The organism is Carnobacterium sp., assembly GCF_032094055.1.
Classification (GTDB): domain Bacteria; phylum Bacillota; class Bacilli; order Lactobacillales; family Carnobacteriaceae; genus Carnobacterium_A.
The window spans coordinates 1-9,921 of record NZ_DAMDAK010000017.1; the positions used below are offsets into that span (position 1 = coordinate 1).

General features: G+C 36.8%; 8 protein-coding genes, 1 pseudogene and 1 riboswitch. Of the genes and pseudogenes, 5 read left to right on the top strand and 4 right to left on the bottom strand.

The window, feature by feature from the left end:
* Positions 1-1,583: ABC transporter ATP-binding protein (locus RT405_RS04225; RefSeq protein WP_313467835.1), on the top strand; the 1,583-nt coding region annotated here is incomplete at its 5' end.
* Positions 1,584-1,904: 321 nt separating this feature from the next.
* Here the strand turns inward: RT405_RS04225 and RT405_RS04230 are convergent.
* Complete coding sequence (locus RT405_RS04230) at positions 1,905-3,083, bottom strand: ROK family protein (protein ID WP_313467836.1); 1,179 nt, start codon at positions 3,081-3,083, stop codon at positions 1,905-1,907.
* 353 nt (positions 3,084-3,436) lie between these two features.
* Between RT405_RS04230 and RT405_RS04235 the strand changes: the two genes are divergently transcribed.
* The 4 genes from RT405_RS04235 (at position 3,437) to mgtE (ending at position 8,379) form a co-directional block, all read left to right on the top strand.
* Positions 3,437-4,723: a PTS sugar transporter subunit IIC gene (locus RT405_RS04235; protein WP_313467837.1), complete on the top strand. Its 1,287-nt coding sequence runs from the start codon at positions 3,437-3,439 to the stop codon at positions 4,721-4,723.
* A gap of 23 nt (positions 4,724-4,746) precedes the next feature.
* Positions 4,747-5,646 carry a haloacid dehalogenase-like hydrolase gene (locus RT405_RS04240; protein WP_313467838.1) on the top strand — a complete coding sequence of 300 codons (900 nt, stop codon included), beginning with the start codon at positions 4,747-4,749 and terminating at the stop codon, positions 5,644-5,646.
* A gap of 229 nt (positions 5,647-5,875) precedes the next feature.
* Complete coding sequence (locus RT405_RS04245) at positions 5,876-6,460, top strand: GNAT family N-acetyltransferase (protein WP_313467840.1); 585 nt, start codon at positions 5,876-5,878, stop codon at positions 6,458-6,460.
* Between the two features lie 91 nt (positions 6,461-6,551).
* Positions 6,552-6,715, top strand: a riboswitch (M-box (ykoK) riboswitch).
* Between the two features lie 290 nt (positions 6,716-7,005).
* Positions 7,006-8,379 carry a magnesium transporter gene (gene mgtE / locus RT405_RS04250; protein ID WP_313467842.1) on the top strand — a complete coding sequence of 458 codons (1,374 nt, stop codon included), beginning with the start codon at positions 7,006-7,008 and terminating at the stop codon, positions 8,377-8,379.
* 105 nt (positions 8,380-8,484) lie between these two features.
* On the opposite strand, the gene wrbA is transcribed toward mgtE, so the two are convergent.
* From wrbA to RT405_RS04265, 3 genes and pseudogenes are all read right to left on the bottom strand, one after another.
* A complete protein-coding gene (gene wrbA / locus RT405_RS04255; protein WP_313467843.1) occupies positions 8,485-9,096 on the bottom strand; it encodes an NAD(P)H:quinone oxidoreductase in 612 nt (203 codons plus the stop codon).
* A 58-nt stretch (positions 9,097-9,154) separates the two neighbouring features.
* Positions 9,155-9,721, bottom strand: coding sequence for an NADPH-dependent FMN reductase (locus RT405_RS04260; protein ID WP_313467845.1), 567 nt, complete (start codon positions 9,719-9,721; stop codon positions 9,155-9,157).
* Between the two features lie 11 nt (positions 9,722-9,732).
* A pseudogene (locus tag RT405_RS04265) lies at positions 9,733-9,921 on the bottom strand (LLM class flavin-dependent oxidoreductase); the annotation flags it as partial.

Consider the following 9,921-nt stretch of genomic DNA (forward strand, 5'->3'; position numbering starts at 1 on the left):
CGATTCTTTTTGGAATCATCAGCAATTTGTCTGTTATAGCCATCTCGCTGATTGGAATTCGAGAAATCATCGCTATTTTCACGAATCAGCCAAATAGTCCGCAACAAGCCTTACTGATTATGATGAGCTGCGGTCTGATTCGTGGAGCAGCGAGATATGCGGAACAATATTTAAACCATGATATTGCTTTTCGCTTACTAGCGTTAATTCGAGAAAAAATATTTGCTGTATTGCGAAAGTTAGGACCTGCTCGGTTAACAGAAAAGAAGAGCGGCGACTTAGTCACAGCGATCACAACAGATGTTGAAGCATTGGAAGTCTTTTTTGCCCATACGATTTCACCTATCTTTATTGCTTTAGGAACGTCTATTGCATCCATTGTTTTTTTATCACGTCACCATTGGGGATTAGCGCTTATCTTATTATTAGGTCACCTAGTTGTTGGCGTTATTGTCCCTTTGTTCAGCTTCTTAAAGCATCAAAAAATTGGAGAAGATTACCAAACAGCTTTTGTGGCACTCAATCAACAGGTTATCGAAAATGTTAACAGTCTTCCAGATATTTTTCAATTCCAACTAAAAGAACAACGAGTGCAAAAACTAAATGCTATAGGTGAAGCATTAAATGATCAACACCGCAAACAGCTTCAACAATCAAGCCTATTGCAAATAGTCAGTGAAATCGTCTTAGTGATCACGGCAGTCAGTATTCTCTTAGTAGGGAATTTTCTTCACTTGCCGGCAGCGACAGTTCTTACTGCAACGGTTCTTAGTCTCAGTTCATTTGGTTCTGTCTTAGCGTTAAATGGTTTAGGGAGTGCTTTGCTTACTACTTTTGCCAGCGGTCAACGATTGTATGCGTTGACGCAAGAACAACCCACTGTTTCTTTTGAGACAAGCCAAGAAAAACTGTCTGAATTTGACGAAGGACAGATGAATCAAGTTGCGTTCACTTATGTAGCGCGCTCACAACCCATTTTGAATGCTGCTTCTTTATCATTAAACCAAGGAGAATGGCTTGGAATTGGCGGAGAGAGTGGTAGTGGAAAGAGCACGTTGGTCAAATTATTGATGCGTTATTGGGATCCAACCAACGGAACCATTGAGTTCGATGGCATTCCGCTATCTTCTATTCAAGAACAAGCACTTCATCAACTAGAAGGCGTGATGGAACAAAGTACCTTTCTTTTTGAAGAGACCATTTTTAATAACGTTCGCTTAAGTAGGATGGATGCTTCCAGAAAAGCAGTAGAACAAGCTGCACGTCAAGCGTCTCTTCACGATTGGATTTTAACGTTGCCAGAAGGCTATGAAACTAAAATTGGAGGACAAGCCCGCAATGTTTCAGACGGAGAGCGTCAACGTATAGGATTAGCTCGTTTGCTTTTGCAAGATGCACCTTTATTATTACTAGATGAACCAACTAGTAACTTAGACTACATTAATGAACAAGCTATCCTTAACGTATTGTCTTCAGAAATCAAAGAGAAAGCTGTTCTTTTGGTCTCACATCGAGAAACAACTCTGGCCTATGCAAACCAACAACTTCATTTAGAAGGAGGGATGTTAAAAAGAGACAAATGAAATCTTAAGAAATAGCTTTTAATTTGTTTTCAAACTGTGGCAAATGGATGCTGTTTACAATCGTTACGTTTGAAAAATGACTTTTGGGTGAGTATAAATCAAGAAGACTGGAAAGTTGACAACACAATATTTGTAAGTTAGTTTGTCATGTAGTGGTTTGAAGGATCTGGTTATAAAGTTCTTGAAAGATAAAGTAGGCCTGTACATACGGATGTGCAGGCCTTTTCTGCAAATGAGGTCTTTATCTTTTACAACACAACAAATATTGATTTTCTTTACTCTACTTAAAAAGTAGCAATAAACTTTATTTAACATAAGAAATTATAATGTTTCAGAAATACAGAGTCCGCACGCACCAAGGGCACCGTTTATTTCATTATAAGGTTTAAAGATACGTTGTTTAGGATGTTGAAGATTCAATAAAGATGCATTCTCATCAATATACTTAATCAGGAGATCAGCCAGTTCAGGCTCACTCAATAATTCACTATGGATATAGACGATATCTGAATCCATAACCATTAATAAATTATTGATTGCAATAGAAAAATAATAAATGGCTTGATTAATAATTGTGATCGAACCTTCATCTCCTAATTGATAGGCTTTAATGAGTGTGTTGATATCAATCTGTTCTTTTTCGGATACTAATTGTTTGAGAAAAGTATGAGGTATATTTTCATATATTAGATTTGCTTTTTTTATCATCCAAGATTCACTAGTATAAGTTTGAAGACATCCCCTTTTACCACACTCACATAATTCACCGTTTGGATTGATGACAGTATGTCCAATTTCACCAATCAAATGATTTGTTTCTGCGTATATTTCCCCATTGTACATATAAGTACAAAACATCCCGCGACGAACATGCAGAAAAATAAAGTTCTTGTCTTGTTTATCATCTCCAAATAGGCGTTCAGCGATTGCCATACATTTGACGTTATTTTTTAAATAAATAGGCAGATTAATTGAGTCAACAACATTTTTTAGTGGAAATGTTTGCCAAAATGGATTGTTTGTTTTAATAGTTTGATTAACGGGATCATAGTGGCCAGGTATCGCAATGCCTATAGCGACAGGGTTATATTCTGTACATTGATCGATAAACTGATTCAATTTATTCAGAAAAAAAGTATCTGTAAGCTGTTCTTGATAATCCCAATTATTGTGATGAAGGATTTGCTGTTCAATAATTGTTCCAAGATTGTCACTTAAACAAAAAGATAAAAAATTATCGGATAGCTCTACACCTATGAAATAATTATGATAGGGAGAAATAGCTAATAATATTTTCTTACGTCCTGGTTTACTATATTTTTCGTCTTCGCCCAATTCATGAATATGATTTTCCTTAATAAGGTTATTTGTTATTTCACTTACGGTAGCAGGGGTGATAGATAGTTCTTTTGATATGTCGATTCTTGAAATCGGGCCTTTCGTATATATTTTATCTAATATTCTTGTTTTTTGTATACCTTGTTTCTTAGGCAGGTACATGGTAATAGCCCCTTTCTGTGCTAGATTACAGATGAATCTATTATTTTAATAAGTAAGAGAGTAGTCATAGTAGAAAAAGTGTACGGTATTAAACTTGTGTTTCTTTCTCTACTTTGTGCGAAGCTTTAGTTTGGCGAACGTTAATTATAAGGGATCATAATAAAGATAGTATAACTTAATATTTATTTTTTGTAACGTTTATGAAGAAAAAACATCTCGAACACAATTAATTGTTTACAAAATAAAACCAAACTATTATACTGTTTTTAATAACTAAATATTACTAAAAAATAAATGAAAGGGTTTTACGATGAATGTTTAGTTATAAACTATAATTAATAGGAGGGGTATTTATGTCTGAGTCAAATAGTTTTATTGAGGAAAAGCTTATGCCGATTGCTTCAAAATTAAGTGCTAATAAATATTTAACAGCAATTCGGGATGGAATTACCTTAGCTATGCCGTTGATTATTATTGGATCTATATTTATGGTAATTGCTAGTTTTCCAGTTCCTGGATGGGAAGATTGGTTAGGAAATATTGGAGTGGCTGGTTATTTATGGAAAGGCGTTGACAGCAGTTTCGGTTTAATTGGTTTGGTGGCAAGTTTTGGAATTGCTCAAAGTTTAGCGAATCAATATAAAGTAGATGGTGTTGCTGCTGGAATTATTTCAATGTCTTCTTTTGTTATGGTTACACCTTTTATTTCAGGAGAAGCCGGGGCAGGGTTAACTGTTCGTTACCTTGGCGCTAGTGGTTTGTTTGTTGCTATTGTTCTAGGATTGTTTAGTGCATTTATTTATCAATGGTTCATTAACCACAATATTCAAATTAAAATGCCTGAGAGCGTGCCGCCAGCTGTTGCAAGAAGTTTCAGCGCTATTATCCCTGGCGCAGTAATCATCACATTCTGGTTAATTATTTATTCTCTTCTTGATACAGTATCTTGGCCTAACCTTCATGAACTTGCTCAAGTGGTTCTAGGCGGACCACTCGGATTATTAGGTAATAATATTTTTGGTACAGTAATTGTTGCTGGTTTAAACAGTTTGTTATGGTTTATTGGTATCCATGGAGGGAACGTTGTGAACTCGATTATGCAACCCATCTGGATTTCAAACCTAGCTGAAAATAATGCTGCTTATCAAGTAGGAGCAGAAATGAAGAATATTATTACGATCGCATTTATGGATAATTTTGTTTATATTGGCGGTGGTGGTGCAACGATTGGTTTAGTATTAGTACTTGGTTATATAGCCCGTAAAAAGAATACGAGCAAACAAACTAAAATTATGGCTCCAATAACCGTTGTACCCGGTTTATTTAATATTAATGAACCAACAATGTTTGGTGTGCCCGTTGTTTTAAACTTTGCATTACTGGTTCCTTTTATTGTTGCTCCAATTGTAAATGCAATCGTTGCTTACATTGCCATGTCAACAGGACTTGTTCCTCTAACTAGAGTTGTCGCTTCTTGGACGATGCCGCCTATTATTAGCGGATTCTTAACCACAGGAAGTATAAATGGATCAATATTGCAAATTGTTTTGATTGTATTGGATATTCTGCTTTATCTGCCATTCTTCTTAGCCCTTGAAAAGCGGTTCAAAGCACAAGAAGAAAATGAGCCGTTGTATTAAAAATAGAAGGGAAGTTATATAAAATGGTCAAACGTTTAATAAGTGCAAATGCTTCAGAAATTCTAAGTATGAGTGCGCAAGAGTTGAAGCAAAGCATTAAAGCAAGTGAAGGTCGTGTTATTCTGTCTGAAAATGTCGCTCCGCGTGAATCTTTTATCGGAGACATTACAAATTCTGAAATCGCCGGTGCATTTGGAGCAGACTTGATTCTTCTAAATGGAATAGACGTATTAAAACCTGATATTTTTGCAATTGGGGAGTATGAGGGATCGTTTGTTGATCGCTTGCATGATTTAGTCGGCCGCCCGATCGGAGTCAATTTAGAGCCGGTGGATACATCTGCAGATATGGTGGAAGAAAGAGCAGAAATTGCTGTAGGCCGCCAAGCAAATAGTGAAACATTGAAACAAATAGAAACATTAGGCTTAGATTTTGTCTGCTTTACCGGTAACCCAGGAACAGGTGTAACAAATGCCGCAATTATTGATACAGTAAAAAAAGCAAAAGAACATTATTCCGGCCTTATTATTGCTGGAAAAATGCATGGTGCTGGAGTTGATGAAGCTGTTGCAGATTTAAACGTCATTAAAAGTTTGGTTGAGGCTGGAGCGGATATTATTCTCACACCATCAATTGGAACAGTGCCTGGGTTTGATAAAGAAGATTTGAAAGAAGCTGTTAAATTAGCGCACCAAGAAGGAGCTCTAGTGATGACTGCTATCGGGACGAGCCAAGAAAGTTCTGATCCTGACACGATCAAGTATATGGCTTTACAGAATAAAATATGCGGAGTTGATATTCAACATATTGGTGATGCTGGATATGGTGGTGTTGCTACCGTTGAAAATATTTTTGCAATGAGTAAAGCCATTCGCGGACAGCGCCATACAGTATCGAGAGTTGCGCGTTCGATTAGTAGATAATAGTTAAAAAACTGGTCGAGTATATTCCATAAAGTTGCAAATGAAAGAAGCTTTCTAACGTTTGTTAGAGGCTTTTTTTGTATCTTATGGCTAATTGCTGATATGTAATGTTCCTTTTAATTTGATTAATAAATTGAATTTTTAATTTCCAGAAAATTAATAGCTGAATGGTATAAATTTATCCTGTATGATAAGTACAAAGACGAATGATATTGAGGAGGATGATTAGGTGGAACATATCGGCACTCAACCATTAGAAACAGAAAGATTACACTTAAGAAGGATCACCCTAAATGATGCAGAAGACGTGTATCACAACTGGGCAAGTGATGAAGAAGTAACCAAACATTTAACATGGAAACCCCATAACAGTATTGAGGATACAAAAGCCAGCATCTCAAATTGGCAAAAAGAACTGGAACAAGAGGATTGTTATCGCTGGTGTATCGAGTTAAAAGAAAACCAACAAGTCGTCGGAACGATTGATGTGGTTCAGATAAACAACGACATTGAATCTGCCGTGATTGGATATTGTATGTCTAAGAAATATTGGAATAAAGGAATCATGACAGAAGCTTTTATAGCTGTTAAAGACTTTTTATTTGAATGTGTTGGATTTAATAGAATAGAAGCTAGCCACCATACTAAAAATCCAGGATCTGGAAAAGTTATGAAAAAGATCGGAATGAAATTTGAAGGAATCAAAAGAGAGGGCGCAAAAGATAACGAAGGAAATATTTGTGATATAGCCACTTACGCTATGCTTAAATCAGATTGGGAAAATGAGTACAACGAGATAGAGCAAAACGATTAACTTTTCTATCCTAAAAAGTGTCGTTCAAAAAGAGTAAGCTTGAATATTAAATGGTTCTGTCCTACAATGAATAAGAGAGATAGAAAGAATTGAATAGCCTTGTTAGGTGAGGCTACTGTACTAGAGAGATGCTGCTGCCCAGAAACGTCCAAAGACGCCAATGGGTTAACAGGAATTTTCGAATTAAGGAAATTTTTAACGCAGCTGGGATCGTCCCTATGCTGTACAGTGCCGAAACTCAACGAAGGGGTGCTGGTATTAAATCCGTTTTGAGCAACTGTCTGTCAGTTGTTTTGCACGCTCTTCGAGGCGTGCTTTTTTTATTTCTATTTTAATGTAAATGGTAAATAAAAGACAACAGGAGAAAAACGTTTTTGCTGTTAGCTTGATTCGTTACCATAAAATTCTCTAGGGGGTGGTTCAAGTGGATTCTATTCCATCTTGTCGACAGATGAAAAAATCGAAAAGTTTTATTTATATAGTGCAAAAACTAATACAAGAAGGAGATACACTTTTAATGAGCCTTCCTGAGAGGAATGATAGTAATGAAAAGAATGGATGACAGAAAAAACACATATTATGAAGGAATCTTCAAAGCCGCAAAGGAAAACAACCGTAAAAAATTTCGTAAGCTATTTTTGAAACTTCATACAAATGATCAAGTTGAACTTTTTCATCTCTTATATCCTGAAAAGAGAAAAAAAGTAGAGAGCTTTTTAGAGCCAGCAGAATTTGCGGAATTATTTGAATGGATGGATCCTGCTGACCAAACAGAAGCTTATGAAGCCTTCTCACCTGAATACATTGCGGACTTATTCCATTATATGGAGATAGACAATGTGGTAAACTTTTTATCTTATCGAGACGACGAAGAAAGACAAGTACTCTTAAATTTGCTAGATGTAGAAGAAAGAAGCAGAGTAGAAGAAATGCTCGCTTATGAACCGGAAACTGCCGGATCCGTTATGACGAAAGGATTCATTAGCGTTTCTCCTGAATATACTGTGCAACAAACAGTGGAAATGGTGCGTACTTTTGCTAAGGAAGCAGAAATGGTTTACTATATTTACGTTTTAGACAAAGCCAGCAGATTGGTAGGCATCTTATCTTTACGAGACACGATTTTGAATCAGGAAGATACAAAAGTCCAAGATGTAATGTTGACTCAATTAGCCTTTGTGCGCATGAATGATGATCAAGAAGCTGTTGCTCGCATGATTCAAGATTATGATTTGTTAGCAGTCCCTGTTTTAAATGATGAAGATGTGATGTTGGGAATTGTGACTGTAGATGATGTGATGGATATTTTAGTTGAAGAAACGACAGAGGACTTTAATGAATTCTCTGCTATCCGAAAAACGAAAAGTAAAACGGAACGAGGAGAAGAGAGTGCATGGCAAATTGCTCGTGCAAGGATGCCCTGGATTGTCATTCTTGTTTTTCTAGGAATGATCAGTGCTTCTTTGATCAGTTCATTTGAAGAAACCTTGAGTCAAGTGGTCGTGCTTGCTGCTTTTATCCCGATTATTATGGACTCAGCGGGAAACGTCGGAACACAATCCTTGGCAGTTGCGGTCCGAAATATTTCTATGGGAGAAGAAAGAACCAAAGAAGAATTTTGGCAAAATGTCCTAAAAGAACTCCTAGCAGGAATGATAATCGGATTATCTGCAGGAGTAGTTTTAGCACTTGTAGTAGGCATTTTTTATCAGAATCTTGTTTTAGCACTGATTATTGGATTTTCTCTTTTGGTAACTTTAAGTTTATCTACTGTAGTAGGGGCAGTCATTCCTTTCCTTATCAATAGATTGAAAATTGATCCCGCTATTGCTTCTGGTCCTTTTATTACAACGATCAATGATGCAATGGGGTTACTAATTTACTTTAGTGTAGCAACAAGATTGCTTCATATACTTTAGAAAATAGCAAAACAGCACTAAACGCCTTAAGCTGCGTTTAGTGCTGTTTTTTGCACAATTGAATATTTGTTTAGACCTTATTTCCACAATAAACTTTCAGTGAGTTTATTCGTTGCCTTTTTTGACCCATTCTGCCACTTTAATGGTGCGCTCAGCTTGATATTTCACAGCATCTGCTACATCTTCGATCATTTTTCCGTCTTGTCCTACAGTCACACTTGTTCCGTAAGGGTTGCCGCCTGCTTTGAATAAGACAGGGTCTGAATATCCTGGTGCTGCAATAATGGCTCCCCAGTGCATCATGCTAGTATATAATGATAGAATCGTTGCTTCTTGTCCACCATGCGGGTTTTGGGCAGAAGACATGGCACTAACCACTTTATTAACTGTTTTGCCGCTAGCCCAAATACCGCCTTGGATATCTAAGAATTGTTTCATTTGTGAAGGCATATTTCCGAAACGTGTCGGAGTGCTGAAAATGATAGCATCTGCCCATTCCAAGTCTGCGGATGTTGCCACTGGAACATCTTTTGTTGCATCGACAGTAGCTTTCCATGTTTCGTTTCCTTCAATGATTGCTTCAGGAGCTAATTCTTGTACTTTTAATACTCTGACTTCAGCGCCTGCTGCTGTTGCGGCTTCTGCTGCCCATTGTGCTAATTGATAATTTGTTCCACCCATACTATAAAAAACTACTGCTAAATTTACTTTTGTCATATTAATCTTCTCCTTTGATTTTCTTTTTTTAAAATTGTATCCAAATTAGTTTGTTCCATTAAAAGTCGTATTCTTCGTCTTTTTTCTTCCGAATAGCTGCGAACGCTTCAACGGTCAATACCGTATCTTCGACGAGTCGTTCTAAACGAAAGAGGACGTCATCATTTATGATCTCATTCCGCAAGAAATCTTTTTCTTCAATAAATACATATGTCGGGACAATATGAGCTTTCATATACGCTAAGATAGGTTTCAACTGTTGTTCCACCATCAAATAATGCTTGGTTGTACCGGCTGTCATCACACTGCTGACGACTTTATCTCGAAAAGCATTGACCGGCAGCAAATCAAAGATATTTTTAAGCGTGGCAGGGATAGAAGCTTGGAATGTGGGTGTACCAATGATAATGGCATCGGCAGCCATAAGTGTCTCTGCAACGTATTTTGTATCGCCTTCATACTCAAAATAATTCCGTCCATCACTGAATACCATTGAGTACTCGGCTAAATCTAAAAGCACAACTTCATGTTCCGGGTACTTTTGTTTAAGAATCTCTCCTGTTTTCAGCATAGCTGTTTTTGTTTTGGAACCGATGATAGAGCCGGCTAGTACAGCGATCTTCATAGTTCACCTCCTTATTTTTTTGTGTATTTTTTAATTGCTGGGATAATGTCGTTTCCAATAAGTTCAATATTTTTCATCAGCTTATCAAATGGCACTCCGCCAAAGTCAATTTGTGCCATAAAACGCTGCATTCCGAACAATTCATATTGATACAGGATCTTTTCAATGATTTGATCTGTACTGCCGACCATTAACGCGTC

What these genes read in the sequence shown, in the direction of transcription:
- RT405_RS04230 (WP_313467836.1), bottom strand. Translation starts at nt 3,083, where the DNA reads ATGTACCTGCCTAAGAAACAAGGTATACAAAAAACAAGAATATTAGAT.
- RT405_RS04235 (WP_313467837.1), top strand. Translation starts at nt 3,437, where the DNA reads ATGTCTGAGTCAAATAGTTTTATTGAGGAAAAGCTTATGCCGATTGCT.
- RT405_RS04240 (WP_313467838.1), top strand. Translation starts at nt 4,747, where the DNA reads ATGGTCAAACGTTTAATAAGTGCAAATGCTTCAGAAATTCTAAGTATG.
- mgtE (WP_313467842.1), top strand. Translation starts at nt 7,006, where the DNA reads ATGAAAAGAATGGATGACAGAAAAAACACATATTATGAAGGAATCTTC.
- wrbA (WP_313467843.1), bottom strand. Translation starts at nt 9,096, where the DNA reads ATGACAAAAGTAAATTTAGCAGTAGTTTTTTATAGTATGGGTGGAACA.
- RT405_RS04260 (WP_313467845.1), bottom strand. Translation starts at nt 9,721, where the DNA reads ATGAAGATCGCTGTACTAGCCGGCTCTATCATCGGTTCCAAAACAAAA.